The sequence below is a fragment of the Streptomyces sp. NPDC127119 genome, from assembly GCF_042677425.1.
Taxonomy (GTDB): Bacteria; Actinomycetota; Actinomycetes; order Streptomycetales; family Streptomycetaceae; genus Streptomyces.
This window is the reverse complement of the sequence record NZ_JBHXTO010000050.1, coordinates 1-21,467: the sequence shown is the minus strand read 5'-3', so window position 1 is coordinate 21,467 and position 21,467 is coordinate 1. Positions and strand designations below refer to the sequence as shown.

Here is a 21,467-nt window from a genome sequence, read left to right as displayed (position 1 = left end):
TTGATGGACGAGCCCCGGCGATCCCCCGCAAGCGGTGCGGCCGTGTTCCTGCGGAGAACGGCACCCCCGCCCGCCCTCTGCGGCTTCTTCCTGCTGCTGGCACTCGTCTTCACGGCCTCCTACGCCGCCGGGGTGTCCGCCGGACCCGTCGCACCCGGAATGCACGGCTCAACCGGTACGAGCGGCAGCGGCACGGACCCCGGCACCGGCTCCGGAGGCGGCGACGACATGGGGGACAGCGGGGACATGGGCGGTATGGGCGACACGCATGAGGGAGACCGCTGATGGGCGCGGAACAGGTGACGGTGGCCGCTCCGGTCACCACCGATCTGACCGTCGGCGGGATGACCTGCGCGGCCTGCGTGAACCGGGTGGAGAAGAAGCTGGGCAGGCTGGAAGGGGTCACGGCGACCGTCAATCTGGCCACCGGAACCGCCCGCGTGACCCATCCGGCGGACATCGGCCCAGGCGAACTCGTCGCGACCGTCGAGAAGGCCGGATACACCGCGGCCGTACCCGAACCGCCCACGCCCAGGGGCGAGCAGCGGGAAACGGCGGACGGCGACGATTCCGAGGACACGAGGTCGGCGCGCGACCGGCTGATCGTCACGACCCTGCTCGCCCTGCCCGTACTCGTCCTGTCGATGGTGCCCGCACTCCAGTTCCGCAACTGGCAGTGGCTGTGCTTCGCCCTCACCGCACCCGTCGCCGTGTGGGGCTCCTGGCCCTTCCACACCCGCGCGGTACGCGGTCTGCGGCACTCCGCGGCGACCATGGACACCCTGGTGTCGCTGGGCGTACTGGCCTCCTTCGCCTGGTCGGCGTACGCGCTCTTCCTCGGCGGAGCCGGTGATCCCGGGATGCGGATGCCGTTCACACTCGTGCCCTCCGTCCCGGACGGCGTCCCGCACCTCTACCTCGAAGCGGCGGTCGGCGTACCCCTGTTCGTCCTGGCGGGCCGCTTCCTGGAGGCGAGGGCCCGGCGCGGGACCGGGGAGGCCTTGCGATCGCTGGCCTCACTCGCCGCCAAGGAGGTGGCGGTCCGCGTCGACGGCACCGAACGGCTCGTCCCCATCGCCGAGTTGTGCGCAGGTCAGGTCTTCGTGGTGCGGCCGGGGGAGCGGGTCGCCACCGACGGGACGGTGGCGGAGGGCAGTTCCGCGGTGGACCTGTCACTGGTCACCGGCGAGACCGAGCCGATCGAGGTCGGGCCCGGTTCGTCCGTGGTCGGCGGGGCCGTCAACTCCGGCGGACTGCTCCTCGTACGGGCCACGGCGGTCGGCGCGGACACGCAGCTCGCCCGTATCACCCGGCTCGTCACCGAGGCGCAGACCGGCAAGGCGCGCGCCCAGCGGCTCGCCGACACGGTGGCCGGTGCGTTCGTGCCCGTCGTGCTGGCACTGGCCGTGACCACCCTGGGCTTCTGGCTGGGCGCCGGTGCCGACGCGCAGGCGGCCGTCACCGCGTGCGTGGCCGTCCTGGTCGTGGCCTGCCCCTGCGCGCTCGGCCTCGCTACCCCGACCGCGCTGCTGGCCGCGACCGGCCGGGGCGCCCAGCTCGGCGTGCTGGTCACCGGCCCGCAGGCGCTGGAGGGGCTGCAGCACGTCGACGTCGTCGTCCTGGACAAGACCGGCACACTCACCTCCGGCCGTATGAGCGTCACCGCGGTCACCGCCGTACCGGACGGACTCGGCAGGGACGCCGTGCTGCGGCTGGCGGGGGCCGTGGAGCAGGGCTCGGAGCATCCACTCGGCCGGGCCGTCACGGCGTACGCGCGGCGCGAGTCGGCCGCGGGCCGACAGCGGCCGGGAGGAGCGGGAGTTCCGGAAGCGCTTGAAACGCCCGAGGTTCATGGGTCGCTCGGGGTGAGCGAGTTCCGTGCTCTGCCGGGGCGGGGGGTCCGCGGCCGGGTCGAGGGGCGGCTCGTCGAAGTACTCGCCCCGGACGACGAACTGCCCGCCGCGCTCGCGGACGCCCTGTCGGCGGCCGAGGCCGCCGCCCACACACCCGTGACGGTCCGGGTCGACGGCACGGTCGAAGCCCTGATCGCGATCGGCGACGTCGTACGGCCCGGCAGCTACCGGGCCGTCGAGCGGCTGCGCCGGCTCGGGGTGCGCCCCGTGCTCGCGACCGGCGACCGGGAGGCGCCCGCCACGGCCGTCGCGTCCGCCCTGCGGATCGACGAGGTGCACGCCCGCCGCACACCCGAGGACAAGGCCGACCTCGTACGGGACCTTCAGGAGCAGGGTTACCGGGTCGCGGTCGTCGGTGACGGGGTGAACGACGCCGCCGCGCTGGCCGGTGCCGACCTCGGCATCGCCATGGGCAGCGGCACCGACGTGGCCATCGGGGCCGCGGACGTGACGCTGGTGCGCGGCGACATCGAGGCCCTCGCGGACGCGATCCTGCTCGCCCGCCGCACCCTGGGCACCATCCGCGCCAACCTCGTGTGGGCCTTCGGCTACAACGCCGTCACCGTGCCGCTCGCCATGGTCGGCCTGCTCAACCCGATGCTCGCCGCGGCGGCCATGTCGGCCAGCTCGGTGCTGGTCGTCGCCAACAGCCTGCGCCTGCGCGCCTGGCAGCCCTCACCCGCCGCCCGGAGGCGTACCCGATGACGACCGACCAGGCCCTCTGGCGGCCGACCCGCCGCCGGCTCGCCGACACCCTGCTCGCCGCGCTCGCGCCGGTCGCCGTGTCCGTCCTCGCCCTCGGCGGTCTGAGCATGTGGACGGTCCTCGGCAACGCGGGCAGCCCGGCCCGGATCGCGGTCACCGGCGGACGCCTGTTCCTGCCCACCGGTGACACCCCGGAGACGGCGGCCTTCTTCCGGATCACCAACACCGGAGGCTCGGCGGACCGGCTGCTCAAGGTCACGTTCACCGAGACCGGGGGCGCCACCACCCTCAGCCGCCATCGCATGACCGGCGCCCGCTCGGCCTCCGCGCGGACGGTGACCTCGGTCCCGGTAGCGGCCGGCGACAGCATCTCCATGTCCCCGAACAGCCTCGACGTGATCGTGCCGGTGAACGCGGACTGGCGGATCGGCGACCTCGTGACGTTCACCCTGCACTTCGAGCGCAGCGGAACCGTGCGGAGTGACGCGGTCGTGGACCGGCCGGGCCGGTGACGGCTGAACCCGGCACGTCGGAATCCGGCACGGTTGAACCTGACACGGCTGAACCCGGCACGTCGGAGTCGCGTGACGAGGCGGCCACCGCCTGGGCGCTGGCCGCCCGGGGAGGCGACCCCCATGCCGTCGACCGGTTCGTGCGCGCCCTGCGTCCGGACGTCGTCCGCTACCTCACCCACGTCGGCGCCGACCATCAGGTGGCCGACGATCTGGTGCAGGACACCTTCCTGCGGGCGCTGGGCAGTCTGCACCGGTTCGAGGGGCGCTCGTCGGCACGTACCTGGCTGCTGTCCATCGCCCGGCGCACGGTCGTCGACAGCCTGCGGTACGCCGCCGCACGGCCGCGGCCGGCCGACACGGACGACTGGACGGCCTGCGCCGACCGGGCACGGCCGAGCGGACTGCCCGGCTTCGAGGAGGGCGTGGCGCTGCTCGACCTGCTGGACGCGCTGGCGCCCGAGCGACGCCAGGCGTTCGTCCTCACCCAACTGGTGGGACTGGCCTACGAGGAGGCCGCCGAGTTGAGCGGTTGTGCCGTCGGGACGATCCGTTCACGGGTGGCCCGGGCCCGCGCGACCCTCGTCGAACTTCTCGCCCAGGCAGAGGAACCGCGCCTCCCGGAGACCACGGCCGGATGAGTACTCCCGCGAACTCCCGCGAACGTCCGTGAATTCCTGGGAATTCCCGGGAACTCCCGCGCACCGCTGACCGACTACTGAGGTGAAAGCGCAGACCCGTCCCGCCGGCCACCGCGTGAGGTCGTCGGCGGGACGGGACGCGGGACATGGAGAACCGTGTGACACCGGAAATAGAGAACGCCTTCGCCGCGATCAGAGCCGAGTCCGGAAAGGATTCGATCGACCGGGTCGAGCAGATGCTGGCGGCGGGCAGAGGTGAAAGGCATCCACTGCAGAAGGCGGCCAAGTGGGTCATGCCGGGAATCTCTCCCACGCCCTGGCACGATCCCTACGCATACCCGGAACTGGCCCCCGTGGTGCGCGAATTGGAGGCCAGCCATCGGGCGATCAGGAAGGAGTTCGGTTCCGCATGGACCGCCCGCCGCGAGGTGTTCTCGGACTACGAGCACTATCTGACACGCCAGCGGAACTGGCAGGCACTCCATCTCTTCCGCGACGGCGGCCTCGTCGAGGAATCGGCCGGTATCGCACCCACCGCGTACCGGGTCCTCAAGGACTTCGCCGTGGACACGGGAATCCTGTGTCCCCTCCTGGAATGCCATTTCTCCACACTGTTGCCCGGCGCCGTCATCGAACCCCATTGCGACCTGTGGAACTTCAGCATCAATCTGCATCTCGCCGTGGACGTCCCCGACGGGTGCGGCATCACGGTCGCGGGAGAAACCCGCTCGTGGGAGGAGGGGAAGTGTCTGCTCTTCGACTACTCGTTCGAGCACGAGGCGCGCAACGAAGGCACCGCACCGCGAACTTGTCTGCTCATCGACCTCTGGCATCCGGAGACCACCGTTCCGGAACGCCGGGCGCTGGAGGCCCTCGTGACCGAGGTGCGCCGGCTCGTACGGGGCGAGTGATGCGCAATGCGCTCGGACTTCCGCTGGCGGTGCTGGCACTGGGGCAGCTCGTCATCTCGCTCGACTACAACATCGTGTACGTCGCCCTGCCCGACATCGGCGCCGGGCTGGGTTTCTCCGACCACGATCTCCAGTGGGTGGTGAGCGCCTACGTCGTGGCCACGGGAGGCTTCCTGCTGCTGGGCGGCCGGGCCGCGGACCTCCTCGGCCGGCGCCGTATGTTCGTCGTCGCGGCGCTGCTCTACGCGGGCTCGTCCCTGGTGGGCGGCCTGTCCCAGTCACCCGGCGTACTGGTCGCCGTCCGGGCGGTCCAGGGCATCGGCGGTTCCCTGCTGTTCCCCGCGACACTGTCCCTGATCGGCACCCTGTACGAGGAGGGGCGCGACCGGAACCGCGCCCTGGCGGTCTGGGGCGCCGCGGGAGCCGGCGGGCTGTGCTTCGGATCGCTGCTCGGCGGGGTGCTGGTGGAGGCGTTCGGCTGGCCGTCGGTGTTCTTCGTCAACGTGCCCGTGGCGGGAGCGCTCGCGGTGGCCGGACGGCTGCTCTTCCCCGCCGACGGACCGCGGGACCGCTCGCGGAGCTTCGACGCGGCGGGTGCGCTGACCGCGACGGGCGGCATCACCCTCCTGGTGTTCGTACTGGTGCGGGCATCCGCCGAGGGCTGGGGGGCTCCCACGGTCCTTGTGAGCGCCGCGCTCTCCCTCGGCCTGCTGACGCTCTTCGCCGTGGTGGAGCGCCGGTCCCGTGATCCGCTCCTCCCGGCAAGGCTGCTCGGCCACCGCGGGCTGCTCACCGCCATGGGGATCGCCGCCCTGTTCGGTGCCACCTTCAGTGCGGTCCCGTACTTCCTGACTCTCTACTTCCGCACGGTCCAGGGATACGGTGCCGCCGCCACCGGGCTCGCGTTCCTCGTCCCCGCCCTCGTGGTCGCCGTCGGTACACAGGCCGGTGAGCGTGCCGTGTCCGTCTTCGGCGTCCGCCGCATGCTGGTGGGTGGGATGACGCTGGGCGCCGCCGGAGCCGTGGCACTGGCTCCGGCGCTGACCTCGGACGGCTCGTATCCCGCGCTGCTGCCGGGGATCGTCCTGCTGGGCCTCGGCCAAGGAGCCGCCTGGACGGGGATGTGGATCGCCGCGTCCGCCGGGATCGCCCCCGGTGACCAGGGCGTGGCCTCCGGAATGGCCTCGACCGCCCTGCAGGTCGGCGGTGCCGTGGGCCTCGCCGTACTGGTCGCGACGGCCGGCGGCATCGGGCAGAACGCCTCCGGCCCGGCCCTCCTCGACGGCATCCGGACCGCCGTCCTCGTCGTCGCGGCAGGCATCGGCTGCGGCGCACTCGCGCTGTTCGCCCGCCGTCGGACGACGGACATCACCACCTCCTGAGCAGCGTCCACGAGCAGTCGGCCGGTGCTCCGGCCGATCTCCCGAGAAAGGCAACCCATGCACATCCAAGACCAGCCCGGCGACGCGATCGGCGTGATCGTCGAGGGGTTCGACCACACCGACGCCTCCGACGCCGACATCGACGTCCTCAAGAACGCCGTCTACACGAAGAAGATCGCCGTCCTGAAGGGACAGGACCTCTCTCCCGAAGCGTTCCTCGCACTCGGCAGGCGACTGGGCCGCCCGGAGACCTACTACGAGCCCATGTACCACCACCCGGAGGTCAGGGAGATATTCGTCTCCTCCAATGTTCCGGAGAACGGACAGCAGATAGGCGTGCCGAGGACCGGCAAGTTCTGGCACGCCGACTACCAGTTCATGCCGGACCCCTTCGGAATCACCCTGATATACCCCCAGGTGATTCCGGCGCAGAACAGGGGCACGTACTTCATCGACATGGGCCGGGCTTACGACGGACTGCCCGAGGAGCTCAAGAAGGAGATCGACGGAACGTACTGCCGGCACTCCGTGCGCAAGTACTTCAAGATCCGTCCCCATGACGTCTACCGGCCGATCTCCGAGATCATCGAGGAGGTCGAACGGAAGACCCCGGCCGTCACGCAGCCGACCACCTTCACCCATCCCATGACCGGCGAGACCCTCCTCTATCTCAGTGAGGGATTCACCGTCGGCATCGAGGACCGGGACGGCGAGCCGCTCGACGAGGAGCTGCTCAAGCGCCTGTTCGAGGCCACCGGCCAGCTCGACGAGACCTTCGAGCACGACAACATCCACCTGCAGGGTTTCGAGCAGGGCGACCTGTTGGTGTGGGACAACCGCAGCCTCGTCCACCGCGCCCGGCACACGACGACACCCGAACCGACCGTCTCCTTCCGCGTCACCGTGCACGACGAGCGCAAACTCCACGACGGAATCGAGGCGGCATGACAACCCTCCTCGCGACCGAGCACCCCACGGACGAGGACCTGTTGGCGCGGGTGCTCGCGCCCTACAAGGACCACTGCAAATACCTGCGTTCGGCCGTCGTCGTGTCCGAAGGCGCCGGACAGACGTCCGCCCGCTGCGAGTTCGCGATCCCGGAGTCGTGCTACATCAACGACACAGGGCATCTGAATTCCGTCGAGGTGAACATCTGCTACAACCAGATGATGTATTACCTCGTCGCCAAGTCCGTGGAAGAGGGGCTGCTGGCGGGGTTCGAGTCCTGGACGCTGGACGATTTCTGGAAGCATCAGCTCCCCGACATTCTCATCGCCCGGTTCGCCGCGAATTTCCGGCGTCCGGTCAATCCCCGTGCTTTTTCGGGGGAGATGGAATTCCGGTCCGTCACCCGGCGTGTTCCGGCCGGCGGCTCCCCGTTCCTGCACGCGGAGACCGTCTACCGCTGCTGGGACGCCGCATCGGGCCGGTGCGACGGCAAGGCGGTCCTGGCGTTCGTCAACGTCCCCTGACACGACATGACATGACGCGAGTGACACGACAAGACACGAGTGACACGAGACGAGAGTTGCATGACCACGGACAGACTCCACCACCCACAGCTCCGGACGCTCGTCCAGACCACGAGCTTCCACGCGGAGCACCGGCCCACCGCCCCCGCCGTGCTCTGCGAGGGCCGCACACTGACGTACGGGCAACTGCACAGCGAGAGCAATCGCATCGCCCACGCCCTCCGGGCCGCCGGACTCGGACCGGGCGACCGGGTCGCCTACCTCGGCAAGGAGTCGGAGCACTACTACGAGGTGCTGTTCGGGTGCGCCAAGAGCGGCACCGTCCTCGTCCCCGTCAACTGGCGGCTCGCCGCGCCCGAGGTCAGTCACATCCTCCAGGACTCGGGGGCCCGACTGCTCTTTCTGGAAGCCGAGTTCGGGCCGACCGTCGAGCGGATGCCGGGTGCGCCTCCGGAGACGATCGTCGCGCTCAATGACGGCTTCTCCGCCTGGAAGGCGTCCCACCCGGACACCGACCTGGCTGCCCACCCCGACACCGACCCGGACACGCGTCCGGACATCGGCCCGGTGCCGCACGTCACCCCCGACACCCCGGTCGCTCACCTCTACACCAGCGGTACCACCGGACTGCCCAAGGGTGTCGTCCTCGCCCACCGCAGTTTCTTCGCGATCCGGGACGCCCTGGCGAGCGAGGGACTGGACTGGATCGACTGGCGCACCGGAGACATCGCACTGATCGGCATCCCCGGATTCCACGTCGGCGGTCTGTGGTGGGCCACCCAGAACTTCAACGCGGGCACGACCGTGGTCGCGCTGCGCGCCTTCGACGCCCGCGAGGCCGTCGGCCTCATCCGGGACCTCGGCATCACCACCGCCTGCGTCGTGCCCGCCATGCTCCGCATGATGCTCGGCGAACCCGGCGTCGGCGCACGGGACTTCACCACCCTGCGCAAGGTCGTCTACGGCGGCTCCCCGATCTCCGAGGCACTCCTGGAGGAGAGCCTCACGGTGGTGAACTGCGAGTTCGCCCAGATCTACGGCCTCACCGAGACCGGCAACACCGCGGTCTGCCTGCCACCGGCCGCCCACGTTCCCGGCAGTTCCCTCATGCAGGCGGCGGGACGCCCCTATCCGGGCGTACGCGGCAAGGTGATTGACGGCGAGGGGCGCGAACTGCCCCCGGGCGCGGTCGGAGAGGTCTGCCTGGCCACGCCCGCGCACATGGTCGAGTACTGGGGGCTGCCCGAGAAGACAGCGGAAGTCCTCGTCGACGGCTGGATCCACACCGGGGACGCCGGATACATCGACGAGGACGGATACGTCGTCATCCGGGACCGCATCAAGGACGCCATCCTCGTCGCCGGCGAGAACGTCTACCCCGCCGAGATCGAGAACGTCCTGGAAGGCCACCCCGGCGTCGCCGAGGCCGTCGTCGTCGGCGCCCCCGACGCACGCTGGGGCGAGTATGTGCACGCCTTCGTCGTCCCCGCCCCCGAGCACCGGCCCACACCCCGCGACCTGCACACCTTCCTCGTCCCGCAGCTGGCGGGATTCAAGCTGCCGGCCCGCTACGAGCTGATCGACAGCGTTCCGCGCAACCCGAGCGGCAAGATCCTGCGCCGGGAACTGCGCGACCGCTTCTGGAGCGCCTCCGCCCGCAAGGTCAACTGACCGCGGCCCAACCCAGGTGCCGCGTGCCGAGCGCCAAGCGCCGAGCGGCAAGTACCAAGTTCAGAGCGCCGACGAGAGAGACCACATGCCTGCTCCCCTCACCCTGGACGGTTTCCGCGCGGACCTGGCGGAGTTCCTGTACCAGCGACCCGAAGAAGTCGACCTCGAAGAGAGCCCCCTCCTCGCGGGCCTCGACTCCCTGCGCATCGTCACCCTCATCGAACGCTGGCGCGAGACCGGCGTGGACGTGAACTTCGTCGAACTCGCCGAGTGCACCTCGTTCGCCCAGTGGTGGCACCTGCTCTCCGCACGTCAAGCACGCCAGACATCCCAGGCATCCCAGGCACGTCAAACCAGTCAGGAGGGAGTGGACCGTGCCGGCGCATGACGACGGCACGGTGGGCGGCCACGCGCTGCTCGCCGCCCAGGAGGCCATCTGGACCGGCCAGCAACTGGACGCGGACAGCCCCGCGTACAACACGGCCGAGTACGTGCACATCACCGGACCGGTGGACCCGGCCGTCCTCGACTCCGCGCTGCACCAGGTCGTCGCGGAGACCCCAGCCCTGAACGTCTCCTTCGTGGTCGACGCGGACGGCCGGCCCCGGCAGCGGGAGACGCCGGCCGGGGACTGGCGGCTGCACACCGCCGACCTCACCGCCGAGCCCGACCCGTACGCGGCGGCCCTGGCCTGGATCGACACGGACATGACCCACCCCGTCGACCTCGCACACGGTCCGCTCTTCGGCCACGCCCTGCTGCGCGTCGCACCGGAGGAACACCTCTGGTACCACCGTGTGCACCACATCGCCCTCGACGGCTTCGGCCTGTCGCTGGTCGCCCGCCGGGTCGCCCAGGTCTACACCGCCCTGACGAAGGGTGAGCCGACGGGGGACAGCGGCTTCGGCACCCTGGCCTCCGTACGGGACGAGGAACGCGCCTACCAGGAGTCGCCCCGCTTCGCCGAGGACCGCGCGTACTGGACGGGCCGGTTCGCGGACCGCCCGCCGGTGGCCACCCCGGCGGGTCGTACGGCCCTGCCCGCACGCACCTTTCACCGTCGAGTCGTCGACCTCGGCGCGGACCGTACGCAGGCTCTGCGCACGGTCGCCCGCGAACTGGAGGTCACCTGGTCGGAGGTCCTGCTGGCCGTGACGGCCGCACAGCTGCACCGCGCGACCGGCGCACCGGAGATCGTCCTCAGCCTGCCCACCATGGGCCGGCTCGGCTCCGTCGCCCTGCGCGTGCCCTGCATGGTCCGCAACATCCTGCCCCTGCGCGTCGCCGTCTCCGCGTCCGACAGCGTGCGTGACCTGGCCCAGCGGATCTCCGCCGAACTGCGTGCGGGCCTGCCGCATCAGCGCTACCGCTACGAGCGACTGCGGCGCGACCTCAAGCTCGTCGGCGGACAGCGCCGATTGTCAGGGCCGGGCGTCAACATCATGCCTTTCGCGTACGACCTGCGCTTCGCCGGACACCCCAGCACCGTCCACAACGTCTCCGCCGGACCGGTCGACGACCTCTCCGTCAACGTGTACGACCGTGCCGAGGGCGGGGGACTGCGCATCGCGGTGGACGCCCACCCCGACCTCTACGACGAGGCGGACGTCGTCGCGTTCCAGGAGGAACTGATCCTGCTGCTCGACAAGGCGATCACCGCTCCGTACGAGCCGCTCCGCGGCTTCGGTGCGCGCACGCGTGCCCGGCCGGACGTCGCCGACGTCCAGATCCTGGACGGAGGTCCGCTGCCCGGTCCAACCCGCCCGGTCCTCGACCTGATCGCCGAACATGCCTCCCAGCGCGGCGGATCCATCGCCGTCGAGCACGCGGGGCGAGCGGTCACCTACGCGCAACTGCTCGACTCCGCACGGGAGACGGCCCGTCGGCTGACCGCGCGGGGGATCGGCCGCGGCGATCTGGTGGCCGTCGTCCTGCCGCGCGGGATCGAGGCCGTCACCACCATTCTCGGCGTCCTGCTGTCGGGAGCCGCCTACTGCCCGCTCGACCCGACCGCGACCCCGGCGCGCAGAGCGCAGCTGCTGGACGACGCACGCCCCGCGCTCGCCCTCACCGCCGAAACGGTACTGAAGGAGCCCCAGAAGTCTCAGCAGCCCCAGCAGCCCCAGCAGCCCCAGGGGCTCCAGGGGCTGGGCGCTCGGCAACCCCCGGCGCCAGCGCCGGGCGACCTCGCCTACGTCCTGCACACCTCGGGCTCCACCGGGCGTCCCAAGGGCGTGGAGATCGGCCACCGCGCCCTCGCGCACTTCGTCGCCGGCGCCACTCATCGCTACGGCCTCCAACAGGAGGACCGCGTCCTGCAGTTCGCCCCCCTGCACTTCGACACGAGCGTCGAAGAGGTCTTCCTCACCCTGTGCCGGGGCGCCACGCTCGTCGTCCGCGACGACGACATGACCGACTCGGTCCCCGGCTTCCTGAACGCCTGCGCACGGCTGCGGATCAGCTTTCTCGACCTGCCCACCGCCTACTGGCACGAACTGGCCCACGCGCTCTCGACCGGCTCGGCCGACACCCCGGCCCTGCCCGGCGGGATACGTACCGTCGTGATCGGCGGGGAGGCCGCCCTGCCCGAACGGGTCGACCGCTGGCGCAAGGCGGTCGGCACCTCGGTGCGGCTGCTGAACACCTACGGGCCGACCGAGGCGACCGTGGTCGCCACCGTCGCCGACCTGCACGACGAATCCCTCCCCGCGGGAGACGTCCCCATCGGACTGCCGCTCCCCGGCACCCGTGCCGCCGTCGTCGACGGTGAACTTCACCTCCTGGGCGCCAACTTGGCGCTCGGTTACCGGGGAGCCCGGCCACCGGACGCGTCGCGCTTCGCCCCACTCGACCGGCTCCCCGGAGGGCCCCGCGCCTACCGCACCGGCGACCTGGTACGGCTCGGCGACGACGGCCGGCTGCGGTACCTGGGCCGCTCGGACGCGGAGTTCAAGATCAGCGGTCACCGGGTGCACCCCGCCGAGGTGGAGAACGCGCTCCTCACCCACCCGGCGGTCCGCGACACCGCCGTGGTCGGGCAGGTACTGGAGGACGGGACGCGGCGGCTGATCGCGTTCGTCGTCCCGGACGGCCCACCTCCGGCGACGGCCCTGCTCAGGGCACACCTCCGGGCGACCCTTCCCGCCGCGATGATCCCTTCGGCCGTCGAGTTCCTGGACCACATGCCTCGTACCGGCTCCGGGAAGACCGACCGGGACGCGCTCGGACGGATGGCGCCCCGCCCCGGCGCGCAGACGGGCACGTCCGACGGCACGCCGGTCGCGTACGAGGACGCGTCCGACAGCCCGTTGGAGCGGGCCGTCGCCGGTGCCTGGCAGCGGGCGCTCGGCGTCACGACCCTCTCCGCGCAGGACGACGTGTTCGACCTGGGCGCCCAGTCCCTCCAGGCCATCCAGGTCGCCAACCGCCTGGGTACCGAACTCCACCGGGAGGTGAAGGTCGCCTGGCTCTTCCAGCACCCGACCCCCGCCGGGCTGGCGGGATTCCTGGAACGGCAGGCACAGGCGTGGCAACCGTCCGTCGCTGCGGGTCTGCCGGCCGGCCTGCTCACGGACACCGTCCTGGACCCGGACATCCGACCCCGGACCGGCGACGGGTCCCGGGTGGGACACGCACCCGACAGGATTCTCCTCACCGGTGCCACCGGCTTCGTCGGCGTACACCTGCTGGCCGAACTCCTGACGGGCACGAGGACGAGCACGGGCCCGCGTACGGATGTGGGTCCCGAGGTGGTCTGTACCGTCCGGGCCCGGACCCCCGCCGAGGCCACCGCCCGTGTCCGGGAGGCACTGAAGGCCCAACGGATCCACCTTCCGGACCAGGCACTGCGGCGCATCACCGCGATCCCCTCGGATCTCTCCCGCCCCCGACTGGGCCTCGAAGAACGGCACTTCACGGAACTGGGCCGTACCTGCCGGGCGATCGTCCACAACGCGGCGACCGTCAGCATCCTGCGCGAGTACGCCACTCTGCGCGCCGCCAACACCGAGTCGACCAGGGACCTCCTGCGCATGGCGGCGGCACGTTCGACCCCGCTGCACTATGTGTCGACCCTCTCGGTCGCCCCGTCGCTCGCGCTCAGCCGCGAGGTACCGGAAGCCTTCCTCCCGCCCCACGCCGGACTCCGCTCCGGCTACCAGCAGTCGAAGTGGGCGTCGGAGCGCCTGCTGGAACAGGCCGCCGAGAGGGGGCTGCCCGTCACCGTGCACCGGCTCGGCCGGGTCGTCGGCCCGTACACCACCGGTTACGTGAACGAACGGGACTTCCTGTGGAGCGTGCTGCGCGCGGGAGTGCCCGCGGGCATCGTCCCCGACCTGTTCGAGGAGGAGACCTGGACACCGGTCGACCACGTGGCCAAGGCACTCGTCCACCTCAGCCTCGTACAACGCCCCACGAACGCCACGGTCTTTCAGCACGCGGCCACCGCCCCGGTACGCCTGAGCGACGTCTACGACTGGCTGGGGGAGTACGGCTACCCGCTGCGCCGCATGCCGACGGCCCGCTGGCGGACCGAACTGGCGCGCTCTGCCGACGCTCCGGGCGCTACGGCCTCCACGGCGGCGACCACACTGGCCTTCTTCGACTCCCGGGACGCGGAACCCGCCGGACTCGACCTCCGGCTGGGCCGCATCCGCTCCGACAACGTGAGGAACGGTCTGCGCGGCAGCGGCATCACGTGCCCGCCCGTCGACCGGGACCTCGTCTTCCGCTATCTCGACCACTGCGTCACCAGCGGAATGCTGCCGCCACCGGCGAAGTAGTGACGGGCCTTCGGGAACTCAGGAGTCTCCTCCTCCGACTACTGCAACAGCGCCCCACGCAGGCGAATCACCTGCGTGGGGCCCACGCACCGCTACCTACTGCTGACCTACCACCCACGTACCGCCCATGCAACAAGGAGCCCCGCATGTCGAAGAAACGGCCGGTCGCCGTCGCCCTGGCCGGCGCCCTCTGTCTGGTCACGACGGCCTGTGCCGACGCGAACGACACGACAGGCGCCGCGGGCCAGGCATCAGCCGCCGCGGCGAAGTCGGGCTACCCGGTGACCCTCGACAACTGCGGGGCGACCCAGAAGTTCACCGAGGCACCCGGCCGGGTGGTCGTCATGAACGGCGCCTCGGTGGCGGAGGTGTCCACCCTGCTCGCCCTCGGCCTCGGCGACAGCATCGTCGCCAACCAGCAGAACTATGGAATGTCGGAGGTCGACGGCCGGGCCGAGGCCATCAAGGGCCTGCCCGACGGAGGCGTCAAGCTCAACGACGCCTACGACGTCCCGCGCGAGGCGATGATCGGCCTGCGCCCCGACCTCGTGCTGTCCACGACCTCCTACGGCTTCGACGAGAAGAACGGCTTCGCCACCCGCGACCAGCTCAAGGACGTGGGAGCCCACACCTACGTCTCCCCGCAGGGCTGCGACCAGGACACCTCGAAGATGACGATCGCGGACAGCTACACCCTCCTGCGGGACATGGGCAGGGTCTTCGACCGGAGCGACCGGGCCGAGCAGCTGATCGCCGCGTCCGAGAAGAACATCGCCGGCGTCGCCGCCAAGGTGAAGGGCGAGAAGCGGCCCAAGGTCATGGTCCTCTTCTCCAACATGGCCATGGGCGGGAACGACTTCAGCTCCGTCGTCGCCAAGGGCATCTACAACGACATCCTCGCCGAGGCGGGCGGCACCAACGCCTTCGAGTCGGCCTCCAAGACCTCCTTCGCCGACCTGAGCAAGGAGAAGGTGGCCGCCACCGACGTCGACGCGCTCGTCGTCATCGGCTACAACGACCCGAACCCGGCGGCCTACGCCAGGAAACTGCTGAAGGAGTTCCCCCAGTGGCCGGCCGCGAAGAACAACACGTACGTGGCCCTGTCGGACTCGATGTACCTCGGCCCGAGCAACGACCTGGCCGTCGCGAAGATCGCCGGGATGCTGCACCCCGACGCGTTCTGAAGCCCCTCCCCGGCCGCGCGCGGTTGTCGCTCGCGACCGTCGGACTGCTGGTCCTCCTCGTCGCCGTCATGGTGGTGGCGGTGAGCATCGGCGCGGTGAACATCCCGCTGACCGACGTCTGGTCGGTCCTCCTGCGCCACGTCACCGGCCGCGGAGCCACCGGCGACCCGGCGCTGGACCAGATCGTCTGGACGTTCCGAGCACCCCGCGTCGCCCTGGCCGCCCTGGTCGGCGCGGGCCTCGCCGTCGCGGGCGCGGTCCTCCAGACCCTGGTCTCCAACCCGCTCGCCGACCCCGTCGTCCTGGGCTTCTCGTACGGGGCCTCGCTGGGCGCCGTACTGGTCATCACCCTCGGCGGCGCCGTGCTCGGCGGACTGGGCGGACTGGGGGTGTCCGGCGCGGCGTTCCTCGGCGCCCTGGCGGCCGGGGCCCTGGTCTTCGCCCTCGGGCAGCGGCGGGGCCGACTGGCCCCCACCCGGCTCGTCCTGGCCGGAGTCGCGGTCGGTTACGTCCTCCTGTCCATGACCAGCTTCGTCCAGCTGATGGCGACCCCCACCGAACTGCGTACCGTGATGTTCTGGATGCTCGGCAGTGTCGCGGGCGCTCAGTGGGACCAACTGCCCACCGTCACCGTGGTGGTCCTCGCGAGCACCGTCCTGCTCACCCTGTTCGGGCGGCGGCTCAACGCCCTGCTGGCCGGTGACGAGTCCGCCACCGCGCTCGGCGTGGACGTCAACCGGCTGCGCGCGGTCCTGCTGGTGATCAGCGCGCTGCTCACGGGCACCGTCATCGCGGTCGCGGGCGGCGTCGGCTTCGTCGGCCTGATGATCCCTCACCTGGTCCGGCTCACGACGGGGGCCGACCACCGCAGACTGCTCCCCCTGACCGCACTCCTCGGCGCCGTCTACCTCGTGGCCGTCGACCTGCTCTCCCGCACCCTCACCCGCCCCAACGAACTGCCGCTCGGCATCCTCACCGCCCTGCTCGGCGCCCCGTTCTTCCTGTGGCTGCTGCGCCGGGACAAGGGACTGGACAGCGCATGAAACTGACCGTGGACCAACTCCACGTCACCCTGGACCGCAGGCCCATCCTCCGCGATGTGAGTCTGGAGGCCGCCCCGGGCGACGTCGTCGGGCTCGTGGGCCCCAACGGCAGTGGCAAGTCGACCCTGTTGCGCACGGTCTACCGTTCACTGCGGCCGGCCGGGGGAGTGGTCCGGGTGGGCGGCGACGACGTATGGGCGCTGTCGTCCCGTACGGCGGCCCGCCGAACGGCGGCGGTGCTGCAGGACGCCGCCACGACGACCGGCCTGAACGTGACCGAGATCGTGGCCCTGGGCCGGACGCCCCACCACGGTCTGATGGACAGGGACGGCACCGACGACCATCGGGCGGTCGCCGAAGCGGTCGAACTCTGCGGGGTCGGGCCCTTCGCGGACCGGGACTACGCCACTCTGTCGGGCGGTGAGCGCCAGCGTGTCCTGCTGGCCCGCGCACTCGCCCAGCAGCCGCGCCTGCTGGTCCTGGACGAACTCACCAACCACCTGGACATCCGCGCCCGGTTCGAGCTCCTGGACCTCATCCGCAGCACGGGGGTCACCACCCTGGCGGTCCTGCACGACCTCGACCTGGCCGCCCGGCTCTGCGACCGTCTCGTCGTGCTCCACGAGGGCGAGGTGGTGGCGGCGGGCCCGGTCCTTGAGGTCCTGACACCGGAACTGCTGCGCGAGGTCTTCGGCGTACAGGGTGGGACGGAGAGACACGCGGACGGCGTCGTGCGCATCACGTACGCCGCCCGGCCACTCGCCCCGCGGCCGGTGGAAGTGGGGGGTCCGCGGGGCGAGGGTTCCTGAACGTGCCGGTCAGCAGCTGTAGTTGACCAGCTTGAACGAGGCGTAGTGATCGGACGTGTAGTAGTCCTCCCGGACTTCCTCACCGGTGACGATGCGACGGGCACCGCGCGTGGAGGAGCCGGGCGTGATCACCGTGTACTCGTGGTAGTAGCCGGTCGACTGGCTGGGCAGGATGCCTTCCCGGTTCTGGAAGACGCTCCCGTCCTGCGAGTAGGGGTAGGGACCGCCCTGCTCGATCAGGTCCAGCGTGTCGTGTGCCTGGGACGGCAGACTGCCGTAGCAGATGCTGCCGACTGCCGAGGCGGACGTGCCCGCGGCGTTGGCGGTCGTGGTGCCGCCGACGAGAAGCGCGGACAGAACGGCGGCTGCGGCGCCGATGCGAGTGATTCGTGGGGGGAATCTCATGCCCACATGATGACGCGCGTAGACGCTGACATGTCAATGACAACCACGAAGATTTTCACCGTCTCGTCCGATGAGTTTTCGGGAATTTAACCTCTCACACCGGCCGGCAGGCGCGGGTGACCCACACACACCCGGAGGCCGTCGCCGACGGTGTCGGCGCTCGGCTGGTGCGGGTGGCGGGCTACTACCCCCACACGCAGCAGCCCGTCACCGTCAACGCCGTCCTTCGGGAACTGTGGGGACGGTCGGCGGGTCAGTCGGGCTGATCAGTCCGGCTGAACACCCTCACTACCCCGCGCACCCTGAACACCTTGAGCGGTGGCGGTGGCGTGGAGCTGTTCCAGTGCGTCCAGGACCATGGTGTGCCGGTGCCAGAGCAACCAGCGACCCACTTGTGTGCCGACGGCTTCCAGGGCGGCGAGTTGCGCACGGGAGAAGTCGGTCAGGGGCTGTTCGTGATGGCTTGAGATGATGCCCACGACCCGGTCCTTGCGGCCGACCAGCGGCACGCTGTGCGCGGCCCGGCTGCCTGCCTGCAAGATCGCGTGCCGGGACTCGTCGTCGAAGATGTCCGCGACCGCCACGTCCTTCACCGTGACCTGCCGGCGCTGTTCGGCGGACTGCGCGCAGGACGTCGTGGAATCCCCCACGAAGGCGAAGAAATCGGTGAACTCCTGGTTCAGCCCGGTGTGTTTCTCCATGCGCAGCATGCCCTGCTCCGACAGCTGTACGTTGCCCATGGTGGTCTCGGTGATGTGCAGCACGCGCCGCATCGCGTTCCTCAGCACCACCCCGTGGTTGGTGCGGCTCGCCTCGTCCACCGCCAGGTTCGGAAGCGGCGGCGGGCTGTAGCGGGCGCGTCTGGGGAACCACAGTTCGGCGTCCGTGTCGGGCGCCGCGGTGTGCAGTACGGCATCGGCCAGCGTGTGCAGCTTGATGTTGAACTGCTGCGAGGTCTGCCGCAGCAGGTCGAACGCGTCCTGCTGCGAGGCGAGGCGGTAACGGCCGGTCAGCACCCGCTGCGCGTGGGCGACACCGATGTGTGCCAGACGCCGATTGCGCTGCGCCGCCGTCTCACCCGGTTCCGGCGCCACCGGTTCCGGCGTGACCGTCTCCGGTACGGCGGCGGAACCAGGGGTGTTCCGGGGGCGTGGGTGAGGGGGTTCCTGTCTCACTGGGCGGTCTTCCTTACAGCAGCTTGGGCACGGCGGAGGACTCACATGAACGTCACGTTTCGACGGTGAGGTCCATGGAGGACGCGTGCCTATTGCCCAAGCACCGGCACAACTTTACCCGCAGATGTCACCTCTTCTCGACGCAACTGGAGCCGAAGGGAGGGCGGGTGAACCCGGCGGAGGCGAACTGCCCCGCAGCACGGCGGCGAACCGTTCCCCAACGCGGCGGCGAACCGTTCCTCAGCCGGACGATGTGGAGGTGCGGTCAGGTGGTGCGGGCGCGCAGGCGGCGCAGCATGCGCGGGTCCTCGAAGCCCACGGAGCGGGCCGCGGCGTCCATGGTCGCGCCGTGACTGATGAGGTGCTGGGCGCGTTCGAGACGCAGGGTCTGCTGATAGCGCAGAGGGGTCAGCCCGGTGGCGCGGCTGAAGAGGCGGGTGAGGGTGCGTTCGCTGACGCCCACGGCCGAGGCCACGGTGGGCAGGGGGAGCGCCTGGTCGAAGCGTTCGTCGATGAGGTCCTGGGCCCGGTGCACGGTGTCGTCGAGGTGGGACCGGTGCCGGAGCATCGCGCTGGACTGTGGTTCGTGCCCGTTGCGGCGGGCGTAGACGACCATCTCCCGTGCCACCTGCGCGGCGACCGCGGGGCCGTGCCGGGTGGCGACCAGGTGCAGGGCCAGATCGATGCCACTGGCGATGCCGGCCGAGGTGACGACCCGGTCGTCCGTGGTGAACAGGACGTCCCGGACGACCAGCGCCCGCGGATGACGTGAAGCCAGTTCGTCCTGCACGTCGTGGTGGGTCGTGCAGTGGCGGCCGTCCAGCAGCCCGGCCAGACCGAGCGCCTCGGCCCCGGCGCAGACACTGGCCACCGTGCCGCCCCTGGCGTGGTGGTCCCGGATGGCCTGCAGCGGGGCGGGACCGATGGCGGGGCTGTCGGCCAGGGTGCCCGCCCGCCAGCCGGGCACCAGGACCAGGTCCTCGGGCCCCAGCTCCGGCCAGTCGAGCCGGGCCACCAGCGGCAGCCCCTGCGCCGTGGGGACCTGAGGCCGCTCGGCGACGTAGGAGAGCGTGTACGGGTGCCCGAAGTCGTCGGCCGTGGAGAAGACCTGCGCGGGGCCGGCCAGGTCCAGCAGATGGACTCCGGGCACCAGGAAGAAGACGATGTGGCTCACGATCCGGTCATCATGCCTGACGCAGTGCCGCGGCCTCCAGTCCGTCGACCGTCGCGATGGTGGCGAACCGTCCGGCGAGCGCGTACTCGGTGCGCCGGATGACCTCGTCGGCGGAGAGCGTACGAGGGTCGGCCAGCAGATCGGCCACGCTCTGGTCGGCGGGAGCGTCGCGGTGCGGGATGGGGTTGGTCGCGGTGGCGTCGGTGACGAACGTGACCTGGTAGCCGAGGTCGCTCGCGACGCGGGTGGTGGTCTCCACGCACTGCTCGGTGCGGATGCCGCAGACGACGAGTTCGCGGACACCGCGTTCGGTGAGCACCTGCTGGAGATTGGTCGTGGTGAAGGCGTTGTGCGAGGTCTTGTGGATCAGCGGCTCGCCCTCCGCCTGCTCCAGTTCCTCCATGAGCCGGACATGGCCGAGGGCCGGGTCGAAGACATCGCCGCTGCCGGGCTCGCAGTGCAGCACCCACACCACGAGGTCCCCGGCCTCGCGGGCGATCCCGACCAGCCGGTTCACCTGGTCGGCGATCTTCGGGTCGGAGATCGTCGCCCACAGGGGGCGGGCGCGGAAGGATTCCTGGACATCGATGACGATCAGTGCGCGGTTCATGCCCAGAGTCTGAGTCACGTGAGGGGCGCCGCGACATGCCGTATCGGGTCCCGAAGCGGACCGATCCGGTCAGCCTTCGGAAGGCCGGGCCGCAGGCTTACGCCGTCTACTCCTCGACGAGTGTGCGCAGGAGTTCCCGTCCGGCCGGCCAGTCGCCGAGACCGCTTCCCGAGTTGATGTGGCCGCGGTTCCCGACGAAATGCGCTTGTGCCCGCCAGTCGCGCGCGAACGCGGCGGACGCCGCCGGATCGCAGTACGGGTCGTCGTCGCTTGCCACCAGCAGACTCCTGCACGGCAGCGGGCGAGCGGTCACGTCCACGAACGAGGCCGCCGCCCGGCTCGGGAACGAAGCGGCCCGCGTGTTCGGAGGCGCGACCAGGAACGCCGAGACCCCGGCGGGCCGCACCCGCTCAAGCCACTCAGCGGCCGTCCAGCAGCCGAGGCTGTGAGCCACCAGCACGACCTCGCCGTCACGGCGCGCGACCGACTCGTAGGCGGTCTGGACCGAGTCGACCCAGTCCGACAGCTCGGGCTCGCTCCACGAGGCCGGTGCGATACGGACGGCCGAGCCGCCCCACTGCTTCTCCCACAAGCTCTGCCAGTGCCGCTCGTCCGAACCGTCGATCCCCGGGATGATGACGTACGAGACCATGGCCCGCCTTCCTTCGATCGGGGTGCCCCGTGCTGCGCGGGGCCACCATGCGGCGATTATCGGTGGTGGGGTCACAGAGATGGGCCCGGGGTGCGTCCGACCTCCCGCGATCCGGTACGTCCCGCCCGTCGGGGCCGAAACGCGTTCTTGCCTCGTACCGGCCACGTTCTAAGATCTCGGGCAGAGACACCGGCTCCCGCACGGGCAGCCGGCCCGCCGCGACGGGTACCAGCAGTCGGCCCCCAGCCCCCGGGCCAGGAGAGACCACCGAGCCAACCGGGAAACCGGAGTCCGCATCCCGCGATGCTCTGCGCGGACCCCGGTCCCTCGTCCTCCCGGCCTTTCGAGTTGGGGCGTACTCCCGCGCGCCCCAAGTGCCGTGAGGACGATCCCGCGCGAGGACTCGCGTCAGGGGACGACGCGAGTC

20 protein-coding genes are annotated in these 21,467 nt (G+C 70.8%); 15 read left to right on the top strand and 5 right to left on the bottom strand.

Features of this window, described 5'->3' with window-relative positions:
- Nucleotides 1–42 precede the first annotated feature (42 nt).
- The 14 genes from ACFVH5_RS21920 to ACFVH5_RS21855 all read left to right on the top strand — a co-directional run bounded on the left by ACFVH5_RS21920 (nucleotide 43) and on the right by ACFVH5_RS21855 (nucleotide 17,024).
- On the top strand, nucleotides 43–285 hold the full coding sequence (locus ACFVH5_RS21920; RefSeq protein WP_385835287.1) for a hypothetical protein: 243 nt from the start codon (nucleotides 43–45) through the stop codon (nucleotides 283–285).
- A complete protein-coding gene (locus tag ACFVH5_RS21915; RefSeq protein ID WP_385835286.1) occupies nucleotides 285–2,618 on the top strand; it encodes a heavy metal translocating P-type ATPase in 2,334 nt (777 codons plus the stop codon). The genes ACFVH5_RS21920 and ACFVH5_RS21915 overlap by 1 nt, the downstream gene beginning before the upstream one ends.
- Nucleotides 2,615–3,130: a copper chaperone PCu(A)C gene (locus ACFVH5_RS21910; protein ID WP_385835285.1), complete on the top strand. Its 516-nt coding sequence runs from the start codon at nucleotides 2,615–2,617 to the stop codon at nucleotides 3,128–3,130. Before ACFVH5_RS21915 ends, ACFVH5_RS21910 begins: the two co-directional genes overlap by 4 nt.
- A complete protein-coding gene (locus ACFVH5_RS21905; protein ID WP_385835284.1) occupies nucleotides 3,127–3,771 on the top strand; it encodes a sigma-70 family RNA polymerase sigma factor in 645 nt (214 codons plus the stop codon). Before ACFVH5_RS21910 ends, ACFVH5_RS21905 begins: the two co-directional genes overlap by 4 nt.
- 158 nt (nucleotides 3,772–3,929) lie before the next feature.
- A complete protein-coding gene (locus tag ACFVH5_RS21900; RefSeq protein ID WP_385835283.1) occupies nucleotides 3,930–4,682 on the top strand; it encodes an aspartyl/asparaginyl beta-hydroxylase domain-containing protein in 753 nt (250 codons plus the stop codon).
- Nucleotides 4,682–6,064: an MFS transporter gene (locus tag ACFVH5_RS21895; RefSeq protein WP_385835282.1), complete on the top strand. Its 1,383-nt coding sequence runs from the start codon at nucleotides 4,682–4,684 to the stop codon at nucleotides 6,062–6,064. Before ACFVH5_RS21900 ends, ACFVH5_RS21895 begins: the two co-directional genes overlap by 1 nt.
- A 57-nt stretch (nucleotides 6,065–6,121) precedes the next feature.
- The gene (locus tag ACFVH5_RS21890; RefSeq protein WP_385835281.1) at nucleotides 6,122–7,012 is read left to right on the top strand and encodes a TauD/TfdA dioxygenase family protein; all 891 of its coding nucleotides are present in this window, start codon (nucleotides 6,122–6,124) and stop codon (nucleotides 7,010–7,012) included.
- Nucleotides 7,009–7,536: an FcoT family thioesterase gene (locus ACFVH5_RS21885; RefSeq protein WP_385835280.1), complete on the top strand. Its 528-nt coding sequence runs from the start codon at nucleotides 7,009–7,011 to the stop codon at nucleotides 7,534–7,536. Before ACFVH5_RS21890 ends, ACFVH5_RS21885 begins: the two co-directional genes overlap by 4 nt.
- Nucleotides 7,537–7,596: 60 nt before the next feature.
- Nucleotides 7,597–9,207: a long-chain-fatty-acid--CoA ligase gene (locus tag ACFVH5_RS21880; protein ID WP_385835279.1), complete on the top strand. Its 1,611-nt coding sequence runs from the start codon at nucleotides 7,597–7,599 to the stop codon at nucleotides 9,205–9,207.
- Between the two features lie 85 nt (nucleotides 9,208–9,292).
- Nucleotides 9,293–9,595, top strand: a complete 303-nt coding sequence (locus ACFVH5_RS21875; RefSeq protein ID WP_385835278.1) for a phosphopantetheine-binding protein — start codon at nucleotides 9,293–9,295, stop codon at nucleotides 9,593–9,595.
- Complete coding sequence (locus ACFVH5_RS21870) at nucleotides 9,582–13,988, top strand: amino acid adenylation domain-containing protein (RefSeq protein WP_385835277.1); 4,407 nt, start codon at nucleotides 9,582–9,584, stop codon at nucleotides 13,986–13,988. Before ACFVH5_RS21875 ends, ACFVH5_RS21870 begins: the two co-directional genes overlap by 14 nt.
- 146 nt (nucleotides 13,989–14,134) lie before the next feature.
- A complete protein-coding gene (locus ACFVH5_RS21865) occupies nucleotides 14,135–15,172 on the top strand; it encodes an ABC transporter substrate-binding protein (protein WP_385835276.1) in 1,038 nt (345 codons plus the stop codon).
- A 68-nt stretch (nucleotides 15,173–15,240) separates the two neighbouring features.
- Complete coding sequence (locus ACFVH5_RS21860) at nucleotides 15,241–16,215, top strand: FecCD family ABC transporter permease (RefSeq protein ID WP_385835313.1); 975 nt, start codon at nucleotides 15,241–15,243, stop codon at nucleotides 16,213–16,215.
- Nucleotides 16,212–17,024, top strand: coding sequence for an ABC transporter ATP-binding protein (locus ACFVH5_RS21855; protein ID WP_385835275.1), 813 nt, complete (start codon nucleotides 16,212–16,214; stop codon nucleotides 17,022–17,024). The genes ACFVH5_RS21860 and ACFVH5_RS21855 overlap by 4 nt, the downstream gene beginning before the upstream one ends.
- Before the next feature lie 9 nt (nucleotides 17,025–17,033).
- Here the strand turns inward: ACFVH5_RS21855 and ACFVH5_RS21850 are convergent, their stop codons facing one another.
- Nucleotides 17,034–17,429 carry a ribonuclease domain-containing protein gene (locus ACFVH5_RS21850; protein WP_384805357.1) on the bottom strand — a complete coding sequence of 132 codons (396 nt, stop codon included), beginning with the start codon at nucleotides 17,427–17,429 and terminating at the stop codon, nucleotides 17,034–17,036.
- Nucleotides 17,430–17,545: 116 nt separating this feature from the next.
- On the opposite strand from ACFVH5_RS21850, the gene ACFVH5_RS21845 reads away from it, so the two are divergent.
- Nucleotides 17,546–17,695 (top strand): hypothetical protein, encoded by a 150-nt coding sequence (locus ACFVH5_RS21845; RefSeq protein WP_385835274.1) that lies wholly within the window; start codon nucleotides 17,546–17,548, stop codon nucleotides 17,693–17,695.
- Here ACFVH5_RS21845 and ACFVH5_RS21840 read toward each other — a convergent pair whose 3' ends face one another.
- From ACFVH5_RS21840 to ACFVH5_RS21825, 4 genes are all read right to left on the bottom strand, one after another.
- Nucleotides 17,696–18,523 carry a GAF and ANTAR domain-containing protein gene (locus ACFVH5_RS21840; protein ID WP_385835272.1) on the bottom strand — a complete coding sequence of 276 codons (828 nt, stop codon included), beginning with the start codon at nucleotides 18,521–18,523 and terminating at the stop codon, nucleotides 17,696–17,698.
- A 346-nt stretch (nucleotides 18,524–18,869) separates the two neighbouring features.
- Entirely contained in the window at nucleotides 18,870–19,778 is a 909-nt protein-coding gene (locus ACFVH5_RS21835; protein WP_385835271.1) for a GlxA family transcriptional regulator, read from the bottom strand.
- A gap of 10 nt (nucleotides 19,779–19,788) precedes the next feature.
- The gene (locus ACFVH5_RS21830) at nucleotides 19,789–20,388 is read right to left on the bottom strand and encodes a cysteine hydrolase family protein (RefSeq protein ID WP_385835270.1); all 600 of its coding nucleotides are present in this window, start codon (nucleotides 20,386–20,388) and stop codon (nucleotides 19,789–19,791) included.
- 106 nt (nucleotides 20,389–20,494) lie between these two features.
- Nucleotides 20,495–21,040: an RBBP9/YdeN family alpha/beta hydrolase gene (locus ACFVH5_RS21825; RefSeq protein WP_385835269.1), complete on the bottom strand. Its 546-nt coding sequence runs from the start codon at nucleotides 21,038–21,040 to the stop codon at nucleotides 20,495–20,497.
- Nucleotides 21,041–21,467 lie beyond the last annotated feature (427 nt).

What these genes read in the sequence shown, in the direction of transcription:
- ACFVH5_RS21915 (WP_385835286.1), top strand. Translation starts at nt 285, where the DNA reads ATGGGCGCGGAACAGGTGACGGTGGCCGCTCCGGTCACCACCGATCTG.
- ACFVH5_RS21910 (WP_385835285.1), top strand. Translation starts at nt 2,615, where the DNA reads ATGACGACCGACCAGGCCCTCTGGCGGCCGACCCGCCGCCGGCTCGCC.
- ACFVH5_RS21895 (WP_385835282.1), top strand. Translation starts at nt 4,682, where the DNA reads ATGCGCAATGCGCTCGGACTTCCGCTGGCGGTGCTGGCACTGGGGCAG.
- ACFVH5_RS21890 (WP_385835281.1), top strand. Translation starts at nt 6,122, where the DNA reads ATGCACATCCAAGACCAGCCCGGCGACGCGATCGGCGTGATCGTCGAG.
- ACFVH5_RS21885 (WP_385835280.1), top strand. Translation starts at nt 7,009, where the DNA reads ATGACAACCCTCCTCGCGACCGAGCACCCCACGGACGAGGACCTGTTG.
- ACFVH5_RS21880 (WP_385835279.1), top strand. Translation starts at nt 7,597, where the DNA reads ATGACCACGGACAGACTCCACCACCCACAGCTCCGGACGCTCGTCCAG.
- ACFVH5_RS21875 (WP_385835278.1), top strand. Translation starts at nt 9,293, where the DNA reads ATGCCTGCTCCCCTCACCCTGGACGGTTTCCGCGCGGACCTGGCGGAG.
- ACFVH5_RS21865 (WP_385835276.1), top strand. Translation starts at nt 14,135, where the DNA reads ATGTCGAAGAAACGGCCGGTCGCCGTCGCCCTGGCCGGCGCCCTCTGT.
- ACFVH5_RS21860 (WP_385835313.1), top strand. Translation starts at nt 15,241, where the DNA reads ATGGTGGTGGCGGTGAGCATCGGCGCGGTGAACATCCCGCTGACCGAC.
- ACFVH5_RS21855 (WP_385835275.1), top strand. Translation starts at nt 16,212, where the DNA reads ATGAAACTGACCGTGGACCAACTCCACGTCACCCTGGACCGCAGGCCC.
- ACFVH5_RS21850 (WP_384805357.1), bottom strand. Translation starts at nt 17,429, where the DNA reads ATGAGATTCCCCCCACGAATCACTCGCATCGGCGCCGCAGCCGCCGTT.
- ACFVH5_RS21830 (WP_385835270.1), bottom strand. Translation starts at nt 20,388, where the DNA reads ATGAACCGCGCACTGATCGTCATCGATGTCCAGGAATCCTTCCGCGCC.
- ACFVH5_RS21825 (WP_385835269.1), bottom strand. Translation starts at nt 21,040, where the DNA reads ATGGTCTCGTACGTCATCATCCCGGGGATCGACGGTTCGGACGAGCGG.